Here is a 15,678-nt window from a genome sequence, read left to right as displayed (position 1 = left end):
CTGTATACAGATGCATTCCTATCTCGTATACAGACCTCACGGGTTTCACTCATGCGTCGAATAGGTTTCGGCCCTCTGGAGGGGTGAGAGAGGGTCACCATCCGTATACAGTCGAGCCATGCCACGATCGACGCCCGCAGACGACCCTCGCCCGTCGGAGCGCGCGGAACGCGCCTACGAGGCTCTGCGCGCCGCGATCATCGAGGGAGCGCTCACGCCCGGCACGAAGCTCGGCGAAGAAGCCCTCGCGGCGCACTACGGCGTGAGCCGCACGCTCGTGCGGACGGTCCTGCAACGCCTCGTCGGAGACGGCGTGGTCGACTCTCCCCCGGGTCGTTCGGCCGCCGTCGCCCGACCGACCATCGACGAGGCGCGCGACGCGTTCACCGTGCGAGCCGCCCTCGAGCGCGAGGGCGTGCGCCTGGTCGCCGAACGCCGAGACCCCGCCGCCCTCGCACGGCTGCGCACCCACGTGCGGGCGGAGCGCGAGGCCTGGGAGGCCCGACACCCGACCGTGTCGGCGCGGCTCGGCGGCGAGTTCCATCTGCTCATCGCACGTGAGAGCGAGAACGCCCTGCTCGTGCGCTACATGTCGGAGGTCGTGTCGCGGACGGCTCTGATCCTCTCGATCTACGGACGCGACATCGACCAGGAGGTCTCGATCGCCGAGCACGAGCAGCTGCTCCAGATGCTGGAAGCGGGCGACGTCGACGCCGCGTGCGCTCTGGTCGAGCATCACCTCGCTGATGTGCAGCGCAAGAGCCTCGGGCGAGAGGCGGACTCCGGCGAGGAGCTGCTCGCGGTGCTCTCGCGCTACTGAGCCTGCCCCCGCGCTACGGCGCGACGACCGAAATGCGGAACGACTCCGTCTTCCCGTCGGGTGCGGTGAGGGTCGCGGCCGTGGTCCCGAGGGCGCGGGCGGTGAAGCCGGGACGGAAAACCGCTCCTTCCGAGGGGCCTCCCCCCGAGAACTCGGCGATCGAGACGTCGTCGGTGGTACCCGTCCACTCCGCCTCCGTGCCGTCGGGCACGGCCAGCACCAGAGAGGTCGCGATGACGACGGAGACGTCCGTGCCGTCGAGATCGCCGGGAGTGACCACCGAGGGGGCCAGGGCCTGATCAGCGGATGCCGTGGGGCTCGGCACCACGGCGGTCGGGGTCACGGCATCCGGAGTCTCCTGCGTGCACCCCGCAAGAAGAGCCACGACGGCCGCGGACACCAGCATCAGGCTCGCGTGCGTCGCGGTGCGACGGATCACGACGGATCGCCGTCGAGCGGGATCTCGATCGAGGTCACGGGAGCGTCGACCAGGCCCAGCAGACCGCCGGGCGACGCCTCGGGCTGCTCGTCGTCGGGCAACATCTCGGCTCGCGTCTTCGGGCGGGCGGGCTCGCCGGGCAGGCCGGCCCACTCACCGGGTTCTTCCGGTCGCTGTACGAACAGTCCCATGCCGACATTGTGCCCCTGTCGTCACCGAGGAACGTGACCGACCGGCGGCGTCATAGCGGGTTCACGGCTGAGCGCCGTCGACGGGTACGCGAAAGGCCCGGGATCTGTGCGATCACCGGGCCTTTTCGTGAAGCTGGGGTACCTGGACTCGAACCAAGAACAACGGAACCAGAAACCGCCGTGTTGCCAATTACACCATACCCCAATGGCTTCGAGCCGTAACTCGTGCCGAGGATCAAGCTTACGTGACGCGGAGCCATGCGCCAAACCGGGGCCCCGCCCCGCGCGTCCCGGGCGCGTCCTGGGCGGCCCGTCGCCCGGGCGCCGACGCCGGAGAATCGCACGAATCTCGGAGATCCCGCGCGAGAATCTCCGATTCGCGTCGCCTTCTCCGCGTTCAACTCCCCCGCACGCCGGAAACGCGCGATCCCCGCGACCGGAGAGTCGCGGGGATCGTCGGAGCATCTCAGCCCAGGTGCGCCACGAGGGCGCCGAGGCGGCGGAGCGTCTCGGTCTTGCCGAGCAGTTCCATCGACTCGAACAGCGGCGGCGAGATGCGGCGACCGGTCAGGGCGACGCGCGGCGGACCGTACGCGACGCGGGGCTTCAGGCCGAGCTCCTCCACGAGGGCTTTCGACAGGGCCTCCTGCACGGCTGCAGCGGTGAACTCGCCGTCGGGCACGAGCTCGAGAGCGCCGACGGATGCCACGAGCACCTCACCCGCGTTGGCGGGGAGCCCCTTCATCGCGTCGTCGGCGTAGTCGACCTCCGACACGAAGAGGAAGCCGAGCATGCCGGGGACCTCGCCCAGCAGCTGCACGCGCTCCTGCACGAGCGGCGCCGCCTGAGCGATGATCGCGCGGTGCTCCTCGCTGGGCTGCTCCGCGATGAAGCCCGCCCCCGCGAGGTAGGGCACGATGCGGGCGGCGAAGTCATCGGCATCCAGCATGCGGATGTGGTCGCCGTTGATGGCCTCGGCCTTCTTCTGGTCGAAGCGCGCCGGGTTGGGGTTCACGTCGGCGATGTCGAAGGCGGCGATCATCTCGTCGAGCGAGAACACGTCGCGGTCGCTCGCGAGCGACCAGCCGAGCAGCGAGAGGTAGTTGAGCAGACCCTCGTGGATGAAGCCCTTCTCGCGCTGCAGGAAGAGGTCGGCCTGCGGGTCGCGCTTGGAGAGCTTCTTGTTGCCGGTCTCGCCCAGCACGAGCGGCATGTGGCCGAAGCGCGGCAGGAAGTCGGTGACGCCGGCGTCGAGCAGCGCCCGGTACAGCGCGAGCTGACGAGCGGTGGAGGGCATGAGGTCTTCGCCGCGGATGACGTGGGTGATGCCCATGAGCGCGTCGTCGACGGGGTTCACGAACGTGTACAGCGGGATGCCGCCGGCACGCACGATCACGAAGTCGGGGAACGACCCGGCCGGGAAGGTGACCTCGCCGCGGATGAGGTCGACGAAGGTGAGGTCTTCGTCGGGCACGCGCACGCGCCACGCGGGCTCGCGGCCCTCGGCGCGGAAGGCGGCCTTCTGCTCGTCGGTGAGGTCGCGGTCGAAGTTGTCGTAGCCGAGCTGCTTCGCCCGGCCGTTCGCCTCGTTGCGCGCGTCGATCTCTTCGGCGGTCGAGTAGCTCTCGTACACGGCACCCGCGGCGATGAGCTTGTCGAGAACCTCGCGGTAGATCTCGTGGCGCTGCGACTGGCGGTACGGAGCGTGCGGGCCTCCGACCTCGACACCCTCGTCCCAGTCGATGTTCATCCACCGCAGCGCCTCGAGGAGCTGCTGGTAGCTCTCCTCGCTGTCGCGCGCGGCGTCGGTGTCTTCGATGCGGAAGACGAGCTTGCCGCCGTTGTGCCGGGCGTAGGCCCAGTTGAACAGGACGGTACGGATGAGACCGACGTGCGGCAACCCCGTGGGTGAGGGGCAGAAGCGGACGCGAACGTCGGCGCCGGTGGCGGTCGTGGTGCGGGGATCGGGCGTGGCAGACATCCCCTCGATCCTACCGGCGGGCGGTACCCATGCCCGTGGAGTCGAGATGGCGGGCCAGCACCTCGCCGACGACCTCGAGAGCCGCCCCCACCGCGGGCACGTGCTCGGCGCCGCGAGCAGTGACGACGTGGAGCGTTCGGGCCTCCGCACTCGGCAGGCGCGGCGCCGCGATGCCCGAGAGCATCGGCAGCGAGACGACGGCCATGCGCGGAAGGATCGCCATGCCCACCCCCTGTGCGACGAGGTTTTCCACGGCGATGAAGTTGTCGGTCTCGAACGCGATGTCGGGCGTGAATCCGGCACGACCGCACGCCTCGAGCAGGTGCCCGCGGCACTGGGGACACCCGGCGATCCACCGCTCCCCCGCGAGCTGCGACAGATCGATCGGGTCGTGAGCGGCCGCGGGGTGACCCGTGGGGACGACCACGACCGTGTCGTCGTCGCCGATGACCCGGGACGAGAGACCGGATGCCGCGGACTCGAGGTGTTCGCGTCGATCCCCGGGGTAGCTGTAGGTGAGGGCGATGTCGGCGCGGTCTTCGCGCACGGCGGCGATCGCCTCGGGCGGCTCCGCCTCGACGAAGCTGATCGAGACACCCGGGCGACGCGCGGTGACCGCCGCGATCACGCGGGGCACGACGATCGACGACGCGGAAGGGAACGCGGCGATGCGCACGCGTCCCGCGCGCAGTCCCCGTAGTTCGGCGAGGTCGCCGGCGGCGGCGTCGAGGGCGGTGGTGACCGTCGCCGCGTGTCGGGCGAGCACCTGCCCCGCCTCGGTGAGCCGCACGCCCCGGCCCACGCGCTCGACGATGGGCAGACCGGCGCGGCGCTCGAGGCGGCGCAGCTGCTGGCTGACGGCGGGCTGGCTGTAGCCGAGGGCGCGCGCGGCGGCCGTGATCGAGCCGGTGTCGGCGATCGCCTTGACGACCCTCAGTCCGTGGGCGTCGAGTGGGTCGTCGGTGTCGGCCATGCAGATACATAAGCAGAATGCATAGGTCCCATGCAACACCTGCTCTAGTGCAATGTCAGGTACGACGGGATCCTGGATCCATGAGCAGCCTCGCCTCGCACTTCGCCGGCGGCCGCGACTACCTCGCGGCCTGCACCCTCGGTCTGCCGACGCGCGCCACGGTGTCCGCCGTCCGCGCCGACCTCGAGTCCGCGGCATCCGGTCGCCCCGACGTCGTCGGCGCCTCGTTAGCCGTCGAAGACGCTCGGGCCGCGTACGCCCGCCTGGTGTGCACGCCCATGCGGGACGTCGCGATCGGCTCGCAGACTTCGGTGCTGGTCTCGCTCCTCGCCGCCTCGGTGCCCGACGGCGCCGAGGTGCTGTGCGCCGAGGGCGACTTCGCCTCGCTCGTCGCGCCCTTCGCCCACGCGGGCCGGGGCGTGCGTCTGCGCACGGCTCCCCTCGACCGACTGGCCGACGCCGTCTCGCCCGACACGTGGCTCGTGGCGTTCTCGCTCGTGCAGTCCGCGACGGGCGAGGTCGCGGATGCCGCGGGCATCGCCGCCGCTGCCGCCCGTGCCGGTGCGCGCACCCTGTGCGACCTCACGCAGGCCGCAGGCTGGCTCCCCGTCGACGCGACGATGTTCGACGCGACCGTCTGCCACGCCTACAAGTGGCTGTGCTGCCCGCGCGGAGTGGCGTTCCTCACCCTCTCCCCCGCGTTCGCGGGCGAGATCCGCCCGGTGCAGGCCGGCTGGTACTCCGGCGACGACCCGTGGTCGTCCTGCTACGGAACGGGTGACGTGCTGGCTCCCGACGCCCGCCGCTTCGACGTCTCGCCCGCGTGGCAGGCGTTCGTGGGCGCGGCGCCCGCGCTGGCCCTGTTCGCCGATGCCGACATCACCGCCGCGTACGTGCACACGACGGGTCTGGCGGCGCGCTTCCGCGACGGCCTGGGGCTCGCGCAGCCCGAGCGCCCGTCGGCGATCGTGACGTGGCCGGATGCCACCGGCGAGGCGCTCGCGCAGCTGACGGCGCACGGCATCACGGCGTCGGGTCGCGCGGGCCGCGCCCGCGTGGCGTTCCACGTCTTCAACGACGAGCTCGACGTCGACCGTGCCCTGCACGCCCTCGGCGTGCGCGGGGCCTCCGACCTGTCGGCCTTCGACGGCCTGGTCTACGCGATCTGAGAGGCGCGTTTCGCGAACCGGTCGCGCGCGCATCGCCGCGCATCCCGTTGGCCGGTCACGCGCGCATGGCCGCACATCCCGTTGGCCGGTCACGCGCGCATCGTCGCGCGTCCCGGTGGCCGGTCACGCGCGCATCGCCGCGCGCCCGACGTCCTGCTCGCGCGCATCGCCGCACATCCCGTTGGCCGGTCACTCGCGCGTCGGGCTCTCCGCGCGTGAGTCGCGCCACGCCGGTCGGCCCGCCGGTCGACCGGTGACGCGAGAACCGCCCGGACGCCTCCTTCGATAGGGCGCGCATCGACGCTGATCACACGGAGGGTGAGGAGCGCCGGGCTCCGACGACCACAGCACCGACGCACACGAGCGCGACGGGCACGAACGCCCACAGCGCGAGCCCGCCGTACCCGACGAGGCCGAGGATGACTCCCGCGAGCACCGAGCCGACCGCCGCGCAGGCCGTCATGAGGGTGTCGCTGCGGCCCTGACGCCGAGGGCGCAGGGCGAGCGGCGTCGCCTCGGTCAGCAGCGCGGAGCCTGCCACGGTTGCCGCGCTCCACCCCAGCCCGAGCAACACGAGGGCGACGAGCACGCCCACCTGACTCTCGGAGAAAGCCGATGCGACGGCGAGGGAGGCGGCCAGCAGCACCTGTCCCAGCACGATCACGGCGACGCGTCCCCACCGGTCGGCGAGCACGCCGAAGACCGGAGACAGGCCGTACATGCCGAACACGTGCAGAGCGATCGTGACGCCGACAGCGAGGGTCACGGCATCCGGAGCGACGATGTGCGACAGGTGCACCGGAGTCATCGCCATGACCGAGGCCATCGTCACGTGCGAGGCAGCGACGGCGAGCATCGCGAAGCGCGCGGTGCGCGGGCGGTCGACCTCGGGGGCGGGCGCGAGGGCGGATGCCGTCCGCTCGCGGTCGAGGCGCTGGGCGAGCAGCAGCGGGTCGGGGCGCAGCACGAGCACGTACAGCGCGAACGCGCAGACCTGCGCGGCGAACGAGAAGAAGTACGCCCCGGTGAGCGGCGGCATGCCGATGCTCGCGCCGATGAGCTCGCCGGGAGCCAGCAGCAGGGGCCCGACCACCCCACCCACGGTCGTCGCCCACACCACCGTCGCCAGGTCGCGCCCGCGGCGCGTGGTGGTGGACAGGTCGGTCGCGGCGAACCGCGACTGCAGGGTCGCGGCGTTGCCCGCGCCGATGAGGGCGATGCCGACGAGGAGCAGCGGGAAGAGGCGCAGCGCTGCCGCGGCGATCACCACGGTGATGCCGATGAGAGCCGCGACGTTGCCCGTCGTCAGCGCCACGCGGCGTCCGCGACGGCCCGCCAGCCGCGCCAGCGGGATCGCGGTCAGCGCCGCGCCGAGGGTGACGGATGCCGTGGCGAAGCCCGAGAGCGCCTCCTGCCCCGACAGATCGGCTGCGAGCAGGGCTCCGAGCGACAGCGTCGCCCCGAACGCGACACCCGTGAGCACCTGCCCCGCCGCAAGCACCCGCACCGTGCGGCGCTGGGCGGCGGCGAGGTCGATGCCCGCGGGTGCGGCGGTCTCAGGCATCGCGCGCGGTGTTGCGCAGCACCCCGATGCCGTCGATCTCGACCTCGACGACGTCGCCGGCGTCGAACGAGCCAATGCCCGCCGGCGTGCCGGTGAGAATCAGGTCGCCCGGGAGCAGCGTGAACACGGCGCTGGCGTAGGCGATGAGCGCGGGGATGTCGTGGATCATGTCGGACACGGGACCCTGCTGCCGCACCTCGCCGTTGACGCGCGTCGTGATGGACGCGGTCTTCAGGTCGAGGTCGGTCTCGATCACCGGGCCGACGGGGCAGAACGTGTCGAAGCCCTTCGCGCGCGACCACTGACCGTCGGTGGCCTGCAGGTCGCGAGCGGTGACGTCGTTCGCGACGGTGTAGCCGAAGATGTACTCACCCGCGCGCTCGGCGGGGACGTTTTTGGCAATGCGGCCGATGACGACGGCCAGCTCGCCCTCGTAGTCGGTGCGCGAGCTGAGCTTCGTCGGGCGCACGATCTGGTCGTTCGGGCCGATGACCGAGGTGTTGGGCTTGAGGAACATCAGCGGCTCGGCGGGAGCCTCCCCGCCCATCTCGGCGGCGTGGTCGTGGTAGTTCTTGCCGATGCAGACGACCTTCGAGCGCGGGATGACCGGCGCGAGCAGGGCGACCTCGGACAGGGGGATGCGCTCCCCCGTGGTGCCGAAGCCGGCGAACATGGGGTCGCCTTCGAGCACGACGAGGTGGTCGTCGTCGACGATGCCGTAGCGGAGGGCGTCCTGGTGGCTGAAACGAGCGATCTTCACGGAGCCAGCCTATCCGCGGCCTCCGACACCGGCGGGGTCCAGTTCCGCCCTCTCCCGCGCATAAACGCGATCGGCGCGCAGAAACGCGAGCAGCACGCGTTTACGCGCGCGGATCGCGTTTATGCGTGAGGTTCGGGGCCGCGCCCCCGCGCAGGACACGGCGCGATCCGCCGCGCACGCGACGCGCGGGCCGCGACACTCCCCGCACGAACGACGGAGGGGCCCCCGGCATCCGGGAACCCCTCCGTGAGACGACGCGGGTCAGGCGTCGAGGCGGTACAGCCAGCCGTGCTTGTCTTCGGCGCGGCCGTACTGGATGTTCGTCAGCTCTTCGCGCAGTTCGAGGGCGAGGGTGCCCGAGGGCTGCTCGTCGATGAAGTCGCGGCCCTTGAGCACGCCGATCGGGGTCACGACCGCGGCGGTGCCGCACGCGAACACCTCGACGATGTCTCCGGATGCCACGCCCTGACGCCACTCGTCGAGCGAGACGTTGCGTCCTTCGATGTGGTGGCCGCGGTCGCGGGCGAGCTGCAGGAGCGAGTCGCGCGTGATGCCCTCGAGGATCGAGTCGGACTGCGGGGTGACGATCGTGCCGTCTTTGTAGACGAACACGACGTTCATGCCGCCGAGCTCTTCGACGTTGCGGTCCTGGTCGAGGAAGACGACCTGGTCGCACTCGTTCTCGTACGCCTCGGACTGCGGCAGCAGGCTCGCGGCGTAGTTGCCACCGGTCTTGGCCGCTCCGGTGCCGCCCTTGCCGGCGCGGGAGTAGTCCTCGCTGAGCCAGATCGACACCGGCTGCACGCCGCCCTTGAAGTAGGCACCGGCGGGGCTGGCGATCAGGTAGTAGGCGACCTTGTGCGCGGGGCGGACGCCGAGGAACGCCTCTTTCGCGAACATGAACGGGCGCAGGTACAGGCTCTGGTCGTCGCCCGACGGCACCCACGCACCGTCGACGGCGATGAGCTCGCGCAGCGACTGCAGGAAGTACGGCACGGGCAGCTCGGGAAGCGCCAGGCGACGGGCCGAGCGCTGCAGGCGGCGCCCGTTCTGGTCGGGGCGAAAGGTGTGGACCGAGCCGTCGGCGTGACGGTAGGCCTTGATGCCCTCGAAGATCTCCTGGCCGTAGTGCAGTACCGCTGCCGCCGGGTCGAGCGAGATGGGGCCGTAGGGCGAGACGCGCGGGCGGTGCCAGCCGCCGCGCACCGACCAGCAGATGTCGACCATGTGGTCGGTGAAGCTCTGCCCGAAGCCGGGGTTGGCGAGGATCGCGTCGCGGTCGGTCGTGCTCTTGGCCGCGAGGTTGCGCGTGACGGAGAACTCGAGCGGGTCGAGTCCGGTGTCGGGATCGGTGTCGATGGTGGTCATTCGTTTTCCAAAGCTTCTCGAGTGCCGGAGGCGATGCTCGCCGATCGGTCCAGGTTACGCCTGGACGCGTTCGGCGATGGCGTCGCCGATCTGAGCGGTGGTGCGGACCCCGTCGCGGCTCGCGATGTCGTCTTCGACCGCGCGGGTGACGCGGGCGGATTCGTCGGTCAGCCCGAGGTGGTCGAGCAGGAGGGCGACGGAGAGGATCGCGGCCGTGGGGTCGGCCTTCTGGGTTCCCGCGATATCGGGCGCCGATCCGTGCACGGGCTCGAACATCGAGGGGAAAGCGCCGTCGGGGTTGATGTTGCCCGATGCGGCGAGGCCGATGCCTCCGGTGACGGCGCCGGCCAGGTCGGTGAGGATGTCGCCGAAGAGGTTGTCGGTGACGATCACGTCGAAGCGGCTCGGGTTCGTGACCAGGAAGATGGTTGCCGCGTCGACGTGCAGGTAGTCTACGTCGACCCCGGGGAACTCCTGCGCCACGGCATCGACGATGCGCTTCCACATGCCGCCCGCGTGGACGAGCACGTTCGTCTTGTGCACGAGCGTCAGCTTGTGACGACGGCGCTCCGCGAGGGCGAAGGCGTAGCGCACGACGCGCTCGACGCCGTAGGCGGTGTTGACCGAGGTCTCGTTGGCGACCTCGTGCGCAGTGCCGCGGCGGATCGAACCGCCGTTGCCGACGTACGGGCCTTCGGTGCCTTCGCGCACCACGACGAAGTCGATGTCGCCGGGCTCTGCCAGCGGACCCGCGGCGCCGGGGTACAGCTTCGAGGGACGCAGGTTGACGTAGTGGTCGAGCTCGAAGCGGAGCTTGAGCAGCAGGCCGCGTTCGATGTTCGCGTCTTTCAGACGCGGGTCACCGGGCACTCCGCCGACGGCGCCGAGCAGGATCGCGTCGTGGCCGGCGATCGCCGAGAGGTCGTCGTCGGTGAGGGTGTCGCCGGTTTCGAGGTAGCGACCGGCACCGAGCGAGAAGGGCGTCTTCTCGAACGTGACGTCGGAGGCGGCGGTGACCGCATCGAGCACCTTGACGGCCTCTGCGACGACCTCGGGACCGATTCCGTCACCGGGGATGACGGCCAGTTTCACGACACGCGACATCGCTCTCCTCAGAGCTCGGGCACGTCACTGCTTCGACGTGCTGCGGGATCCTCCCAGGGTAGTGGCAGCGATCACGCCGGCCACGACGATGAGTCCGGCACCGATGAGGGCGGTGACGACAACACCGGAGTCGAAGGCGTGCGCGGCGGCGGTGCGGAGCGCCTCGGCCAGCGTCGGATCGTCGAGCGTGTTCGACACCGCCACGGCGCCGGCGAGGGTCTCGCGCGCGGCCTGGGCCGCGGCATCCGGCAGGCCCGCGGGCAGCACCAGCTGCGCCCGGTAGAACGCGGCCAGGATGCCGCCGAGCACCGCCGTTCCGAGCACCGCGCCCACCTCGTAGGCGGTCTCGGACACGGCGCTCGCGGCCCCGGCCTTCGCCGACGGCGCGCTCGAGAGGATCAACTCGTTCGACACCGTCTCGGCCGCGCCGATGCCGATGCCGAGCAGCCCGAACGCCACGATCAGCAGGACGAGGTCGGCGGTCGAGAACGCCACCATCACGTAGGCGACGACCGAGAACGCCAGCGCCGTGGGCACGACGACCCGCGGAGCGAAGCGCTTGGCGACGGGGACGACGGCGAGACCGGCGATGATCATGAGCACGAGCCCCGGCAGCAGCGCGAGACCGGCGACCATCGGCGACAGGCCGACCACCAACTGCAGGTGCTGGGCGACGAAGTACAGGAACCCCACGAGCCCGACCACGCTCAACAGGTTGACCAGGATCGCACCCGAGAAGGTGCCGCGCCGGAACAGCGACATGTCGAGCATCGGCGAGGTGAGGGCGCGCTGACGGCGGACGAACAGCCAGCCGAACACGATGCCGACGACGAACAGCACCGGAGCCAGCGACATCGGACCATCGACCGCGAGCTTCTTGATGCCGTAGACGATCGGGACCATCGTCGCGAGCGAGAGCACCACACTGGTCGGGTCGAAGCGGCCCGGCGCGGGGTCGCGGCTCTCGGGGACGAAGAACGGCGCGAGGATCAACAGCGGCACGAGCACCGGCACCGCCATGAGGAAGACCGAGCCCCACGAGAAGTGCTCGAGCAGGAATCCGCCGACGATCGGGCCGAGGGCCGCACCGGCGGAGAAGCCCGAGGCCCACACGGCGATCGCGAACCGGCGCTGATCACGGTCGCGGAAGATGCTGCGAAGGAGCGACAGCGTCGACGGCATGAGCATCGCGCCGAAGACACCCATGAGGGCGCGACCCGTGATGAGCAGAGCCGCCGTCGGCGCGAAGGCGGACAGCGCCGACACCACGGCGAACCCGGTGGCGCCGATGAGAAGCATGCGACGGCGCCCGAAGCGGTCGCCCAGAACACCCATCGTGACGAGGAGACCGGCGAGCACGAGGGGGTAGACGTCGATGATCCACAGTTGCTCGATGCTCGAGGGCTGCAGCGCCAACGAGATCTCGGGCAGCGCGAAGCTGAGCACCGTGTTGTCGACGGAGACGAGCAGCACGGGCAGCATGAGCACGGCCAGCGCGAACCATCCGCGCCAGCCGGCGCGGGTCACGGTGATCTCATGGGTGGGCAACGACGAGGTGAGCATGTTTTCGAGTTCCGTTTCTAAACCGTCTAGCCGGTATAGTATCAGAGGAGAACAGACGCCCGCCAGTACGATCGAGGAACCATGAGTCGTCCCCCTCTCGCCCGCGACGCCGTCCTCGACGCGTTCACCCGCATCCTCGTCGACGAGGGCGAACGGGCGGCGACGATGGACGCCACGGCCCGCGCCGCGGGAGTGTCCAAGGGCGGACTGCTCTACCACTTCGGTTCGAAGAGCGCCCTCGAAGAGGCCCTCGTCGCCCGCCTCGAGCAGCTCGCCCGCGACGACGTCGCCGAGATCGAGAACTCCGACGAGGGCGTGGTCGCCGCGCACCTGAGGTCATCGCAGAACACCGGCTCGCCGCTCGACGTCACGATCCTCGCGGTGTCGCGCCTCGCGCAGAACGGCAGCGACGCGGCATCCGCGTGCCTGCGCCGCGTGCGTGAGCTGTGGGAGGAGAGCCTCCGCGCGCACACCCGCGATGAGACGGCGCTGCAGATGGTGCTGCTGGTCAGCGACGGGCTGTACTTCAACGCGGTGCTCGACCTCAACGCCGTGCCCGGCCCGACGATCGAGGGCGCCGACCTCGACAAGCTCATCGACGCCGTGGTCGCCGCCACCACCTGAGACCGCCACGGCCGCAGCCGCGATCCCGCCGATTCCGGCCGCGCAGCGCCAGAACCCGCCCGGCGAACGATGAAGGGGGCCGCTCTCGCGACCCCCTCCCCCGGTACAGCTCAGGGCATCAGCCCTCGACGATGTCGATCTGGCGGAACAGATCGGCGCCGACGGCCTCGCGCATCGCGACGAGGATCTCGTCGGGCACGGGCGAGTCGACCGTGAGCACCGAGAGGGCACGGCCGGTGGCATCCGGAGCCGCCACCTGCAGACCCGCGATGTTGATGCCGGCTTCACCCAGCTTCTGGCCGTAAATCGCCACGATGCCGGGACGGTCGGCGTACCGCATGACGACGTGGTGCTGCTCGATGGGCACCTCGATCTCGTAGCCGTTGATCGAGACGACCTTGGGCACCATGCGCGTACCGGCGAGCGTGCCCGCGACCTCGAGGGTCGAGCCGTCGGCCAGCGTGCCGCGCAGGATCGTGATGTTGCGGTACAGCGGGCTCTCGGCCTCGACGACCAGGCGGGCCTCGACGCCGCGCTGCTCGGCGAAGAGCGGGGCGTTGACGTACGAGACGCTCTCGCTGACGATGCGGCTGAAGTATCCCTTGAGCGCGGCGAGGCGGTAGACGCTGACGTCGTACTGCGCGAGCTCTCCGCGCACCTCGATCTCGAGGCTGGTCAGGGCGCTGTCGGCGAGGCCGCTGAAGAACTGACCGAGCATCTCGACCAGCGCGATACCGGGGCGCACGAACGGGTCGATCGCACCGCCGGCGACGTTCACGGCATCCGGAACGAGATCGCCCTCGAGGGCGAGCTTGACGCTGCGCGCGACCGAGACACCCGCCTTCTCCTGCGCCTCTTCGGTGCTGGCGCCGAGGTGCGGGGTGACGACGACGTTCGGCAGGTCGAGGAGCTTGCGGGCCGGGCCGCCCTCGGCGGGGGGCTCGGTCGAGAACACGTCGAGGCCGGCTCCGGCGATCTCGCCGGTGGTGAGGGCGTCGAACAGCGCCTCTTCGTCGATGAGGCCGCCGCGGGCGACGTTGATGACGTAGGCGGTCTTCTTCATGCGGCGCAGCTGCTCGGCGCCGATCATGCCGGTCGTCTCGGGCGTCTTCGGCATGTGGATCGTGACGAAGTCGCTCTGCTCGAGAAGCTCGTCGAGCGACACCAGCTGCACGCCGAGCTGCTGTGCGCGGGCGGCTGTGACGTAGGGGTCGTACGCGATCACGCGCATGTCGAAGCCCTGCAGGCGCGCGGCGATGAGGGCGCCGATGCGGCCGAGGCCGATGATGCCGATCGTCTTCTCGTACAGCTCGGTTCCGGTGAACGAGCTGCGCTTCCACAGGCCCTGCGCGAGCGAGGCGTGCGCGGCGGGAATGCGGCGCGCGAGGCTCAGCACGTGACCGACGGTGAGCTCGGCCGCCGAGATGATGTTCGAGGTCGGAGCGTTGACGACCATCACGCCGGCCGAGGTGGCCGACTTGATGTCGACGTTGTCGAGGCCGACACCGGCGCGGGCGACGACCTTGAGCGACGGTGCCGCGGCGAGGGCCTCGGCGTCGATCTGGGTGGCCGAGCGCACGAGCACCGCGTGGGCGTCGGCGAGGGCCGACAGCAGCGCGGGGCGATCGGTCCCGTCGACGTTGCGCACGTCGAAGTCGGGGCCGAGCGCGTCGATCGTGGCGGGAGAGAGTTCTTCGGCGATGAGCACGACGGGCTTCGTCACGGATACGTCCTTCGAAACGGTGCTGGGGACTGACGCGCACCGTCGCACACCGCCGGCGCGAACCGGGCGCGCGACCCGTGCGGGCCGTCTGTCAGCCTAGCGCGGAGCCGTGCGGCGCCCTGACCGTGTGACGCCGCACGACGGCGCTCGGGCGCACACCGCGACTCGCCCGATCAGCACCGAACCGGGCAGACCTCGCGCCGACACCCACCGGGCGTGTGAACACCGCGAGACTGCATCTCGCTGACGAACCCGCGTCAGCCTGACGCACGGATGTCAGCGAAATGCAGTCTCGCGGTCTCAGGGGTGCCAGACCGACCCGCGCGAGAAGACCGTGATCCCGGATGCCGGGACCCCGGCGTTCAGCCGCCGTAGAGGCCGTACGAGGTCGTGCCGTACCCGACGATCGCGAGCCAGAACGCGGCCGACAGCGTCAGGCCCGCGAGCAGCACGATCGCAAGCTCTCCGGCCTTGCGACGTTGCCCGATCGCGAACGAGACGCCGAAGGCGGCGAGGGGGAAGACGATCGGAAGGATGTAGACGAACCACCCGAGACCGTTGAGTCCGAGCGGACCGTTCACCTGCTGGATCAGCAGCGCGACCGAACTCCACACCACGTAGGCGTAGAACAGGCCGAAGAAGCCGGCGATCGTGACGAGCAGCCACGTCGGGAGGACACGGGTGCGGGCGGCGGTGCTCACAGGAAGGCTCCCAACGACAGGAACGGCCACGGGATGAGCAGGACGATCCCGAGCAGCAGCAGCAGGAACCGCTGCCAGGTGCGCCAGTTGCGCGTGAGCACGAGGACCGTGACGAACCACACGAGAGGGGCGAGACCGGCGCCGATGGTCAGCGCAACGATCGTGACCTGGGGGACAGGGAGTCCGAGATCGACGAGGCGGAACCCGGCGAGCAACCAGCCCACGGCGAACAGGATGAAGGCCATCGCGATCATGCCGATGCCCACGAGACCGACGTTGCCGAGGGGAGCCGAGGGCCCCGCGTGCGCCTCTTCGGCGTCGGGTGCGGGTTCGACGAGGGTTTCCGGATGCCGAGCGGCCGGCGTGGTCTGCGCGGCAGCCGGTTGCAGCGGCTCGGGCTCGGGCTCGGGCTGCAGCGGCTCGGGCTCGAGCGGCTTGGGCTGCAGCGCCTCGGGCGCTGAGGCTCCGGACGCTGCGGGCCTGGCTGCGCTCCCCCGGCCGGGAGCGTGCTTCTCGCCGACGTCGAGCGTCGGGTCGTCGTCACCGCCCCACGAGAGGGCGTCGTCATCGCGCGGAGTGCTCACGCGACCACGCTAGCGCGGCTCCCCCGCCGCTTCGTCGCGCCCCGCCGGTCGCCGGAGGGCACGGCATCCGGAACCTCGAGACGCCGCGGAAACGCCGAATGCCCCGGGCCAGGG

General features: G+C 70.7%; 15 protein-coding genes and 1 tRNA gene. 3 read left to right on the top strand and 13 right to left on the bottom strand.

Annotated features, from left to right (window positions below; translation table 11 throughout):
* Positions 1–118 precede the first annotated feature (118 nt).
* Complete coding sequence (locus ABXS86_RS01220) at positions 119–820, top strand: GntR family transcriptional regulator (RefSeq protein ID WP_353665364.1); 702 nt, start codon at positions 119–121, stop codon at positions 818–820.
* 13 nt (positions 821–833) lie between these two features.
* Here ABXS86_RS01220 and ABXS86_RS01215 read toward each other — a convergent pair whose 3' ends face one another.
* From ABXS86_RS01215 to ABXS86_RS01195, 5 genes are all read right to left on the bottom strand, one after another.
* Complete coding sequence (locus tag ABXS86_RS01215; protein ID WP_353665363.1) at positions 834–1,259, bottom strand: hypothetical protein; 426 nt, start codon at positions 1,257–1,259, stop codon at positions 834–836.
* Positions 1,256–1,450, bottom strand: a complete 195-nt coding sequence (locus ABXS86_RS01210) for a hypothetical protein (RefSeq protein ID WP_251506635.1) — start codon at positions 1,448–1,450, stop codon at positions 1,256–1,258. Before ABXS86_RS01210 ends, ABXS86_RS01215 begins: the two co-directional genes overlap by 4 nt.
* A gap of 133 nt (positions 1,451–1,583) precedes the next feature.
* A tRNA-Gln gene (locus ABXS86_RS01205) sits at positions 1,584–1,655 on the bottom strand.
* A gap of 261 nt (positions 1,656–1,916) precedes the next feature.
* Complete coding sequence (gene gltX, locus ABXS86_RS01200; RefSeq protein WP_353665362.1) at positions 1,917–3,431, bottom strand: glutamate--tRNA ligase; 1,515 nt, start codon at positions 3,429–3,431, stop codon at positions 1,917–1,919.
* Positions 3,432–3,441: 10 nt separating this feature from the next.
* Complete coding sequence (locus ABXS86_RS01195; RefSeq protein WP_353665361.1) at positions 3,442–4,404, bottom strand: LysR family transcriptional regulator; 963 nt, start codon at positions 4,402–4,404, stop codon at positions 3,442–3,444.
* 80 nt (positions 4,405–4,484) lie between these two features.
* On the opposite strand from ABXS86_RS01195, the gene ABXS86_RS01190 reads away from it, so the two are divergent.
* A complete protein-coding gene (locus ABXS86_RS01190; protein WP_353665360.1) occupies positions 4,485–5,573 on the top strand; it encodes an aminotransferase class V-fold PLP-dependent enzyme in 1,089 nt (362 codons plus the stop codon).
* A gap of 307 nt (positions 5,574–5,880) precedes the next feature.
* Here the strand turns inward: ABXS86_RS01190 and ABXS86_RS01185 are convergent, their stop codons facing one another.
* The 5 genes from ABXS86_RS01185 to ABXS86_RS01165 form a co-directional block, all read right to left on the bottom strand.
* Positions 5,881–7,137 (bottom strand): MFS transporter, encoded by a 1,257-nt coding sequence (locus tag ABXS86_RS01185; protein WP_353665359.1) that lies wholly within the window; start codon positions 7,135–7,137, stop codon positions 5,881–5,883.
* On the bottom strand, positions 7,130–7,897 hold the full coding sequence (locus tag ABXS86_RS01180) for a fumarylacetoacetate hydrolase family protein (protein WP_144834839.1): 768 nt from the start codon (positions 7,895–7,897) through the stop codon (positions 7,130–7,132). The genes ABXS86_RS01185 and ABXS86_RS01180 overlap by 8 nt, the downstream gene beginning before the upstream one ends.
* A gap of 261 nt (positions 7,898–8,158) precedes the next feature.
* Complete coding sequence (locus tag ABXS86_RS01175) at positions 8,159–9,265, bottom strand: branched-chain amino acid aminotransferase (RefSeq protein WP_307211630.1); 1,107 nt, start codon at positions 9,263–9,265, stop codon at positions 8,159–8,161.
* A 54-nt stretch (positions 9,266–9,319) separates the two neighbouring features.
* Complete coding sequence (locus ABXS86_RS01170) at positions 9,320–10,369, bottom strand: 3-isopropylmalate dehydrogenase (protein WP_316001215.1); 1,050 nt, start codon at positions 10,367–10,369, stop codon at positions 9,320–9,322.
* Between the two features lie 24 nt (positions 10,370–10,393).
* Positions 10,394–11,932 carry an MFS transporter gene (locus ABXS86_RS01165; protein WP_144834833.1) on the bottom strand — a complete coding sequence of 513 codons (1,539 nt, stop codon included), beginning with the start codon at positions 11,930–11,932 and terminating at the stop codon, positions 10,394–10,396.
* A gap of 81 nt (positions 11,933–12,013) precedes the next feature.
* Between ABXS86_RS01165 and ABXS86_RS01160 the strand changes: the two genes are divergently transcribed.
* Positions 12,014–12,556 carry a TetR/AcrR family transcriptional regulator gene (locus tag ABXS86_RS01160; protein ID WP_144834830.1) on the top strand — a complete coding sequence of 181 codons (543 nt, stop codon included), beginning with the start codon at positions 12,014–12,016 and terminating at the stop codon, positions 12,554–12,556.
* 118 nt (positions 12,557–12,674) lie between these two features.
* On the opposite strand, the gene serA is transcribed toward ABXS86_RS01160, so the two are convergent.
* The 3 genes from serA to ABXS86_RS01145 all read right to left on the bottom strand — a co-directional run bounded on the left by serA (position 12,675) and on the right by ABXS86_RS01145 (position 15,564).
* On the bottom strand, positions 12,675–14,279 hold the full coding sequence (serA, locus tag ABXS86_RS01155; protein ID WP_353665358.1) for a phosphoglycerate dehydrogenase: 1,605 nt from the start codon (positions 14,277–14,279) through the stop codon (positions 12,675–12,677).
* 362 nt (positions 14,280–14,641) lie between these two features.
* Complete coding sequence (locus ABXS86_RS01150; protein ID WP_316001217.1) at positions 14,642–14,980, bottom strand: bacitracin resistance protein; 339 nt, start codon at positions 14,978–14,980, stop codon at positions 14,642–14,644.
* Positions 14,977–15,564, bottom strand: coding sequence for a hypothetical protein (locus tag ABXS86_RS01145; RefSeq protein ID WP_353665357.1), 588 nt, complete (start codon positions 15,562–15,564; stop codon positions 14,977–14,979). Before ABXS86_RS01145 ends, ABXS86_RS01150 begins: the two co-directional genes overlap by 4 nt.
* Positions 15,565–15,678 lie beyond the last annotated feature (114 nt).

This window comes from Microbacterium sp. che218, assembly GCF_040436305.1.
In the GTDB taxonomy this organism is placed as follows: Bacteria; Actinomycetota; Actinomycetes; order Actinomycetales; family Microbacteriaceae; genus Microbacterium; species Microbacterium algihabitans.
The sequence above is the reverse complement of the archived record's forward strand: the minus strand, read 5'-3'. Positions and strand labels throughout refer to the sequence as shown.

Excerpts from the sequence above, each read along its gene's own strand:
- ABXS86_RS01165 (WP_144834833.1), bottom strand. The coding sequence starts at position 11,932 with ATGCTCACCTCGTCGTTGCCCACCCATGAGATCACCGTGACCCGCGCC.
- ABXS86_RS01210 (WP_251506635.1), bottom strand. The coding sequence starts at position 1,450 with ATGGGACTGTTCGTACAGCGACCGGAAGAACCCGGTGAGTGGGCCGGC.
- ABXS86_RS01160 (WP_144834830.1), top strand. The coding sequence starts at position 12,014 with ATGAGTCGTCCCCCTCTCGCCCGCGACGCCGTCCTCGACGCGTTCACC.
- ABXS86_RS01170 (WP_316001215.1), bottom strand. The coding sequence starts at position 10,369 with ATGTCGCGTGTCGTGAAACTGGCCGTCATCCCCGGTGACGGAATCGGT.
- ABXS86_RS01190 (WP_353665360.1), top strand. The coding sequence starts at position 4,485 with ATGAGCAGCCTCGCCTCGCACTTCGCCGGCGGCCGCGACTACCTCGCG.
- ABXS86_RS01175 (WP_307211630.1), bottom strand. The coding sequence starts at position 9,265 with ATGACCACCATCGACACCGATCCCGACACCGGACTCGACCCGCTCGAG.
- ABXS86_RS01195 (WP_353665361.1), bottom strand. The coding sequence starts at position 4,404 with ATGGCCGACACCGACGACCCACTCGACGCCCACGGACTGAGGGTCGTC.
- ABXS86_RS01220 (WP_353665364.1), top strand. The coding sequence starts at position 119 with ATGCCACGATCGACGCCCGCAGACGACCCTCGCCCGTCGGAGCGCGCG.
- ABXS86_RS01185 (WP_353665359.1), bottom strand. The coding sequence starts at position 7,137 with ATGCCTGAGACCGCCGCACCCGCGGGCATCGACCTCGCCGCCGCCCAG.
- gltX (WP_353665362.1), bottom strand. The coding sequence starts at position 3,431 with ATGTCTGCCACGCCCGATCCCCGCACCACGACCGCCACCGGCGCCGAC.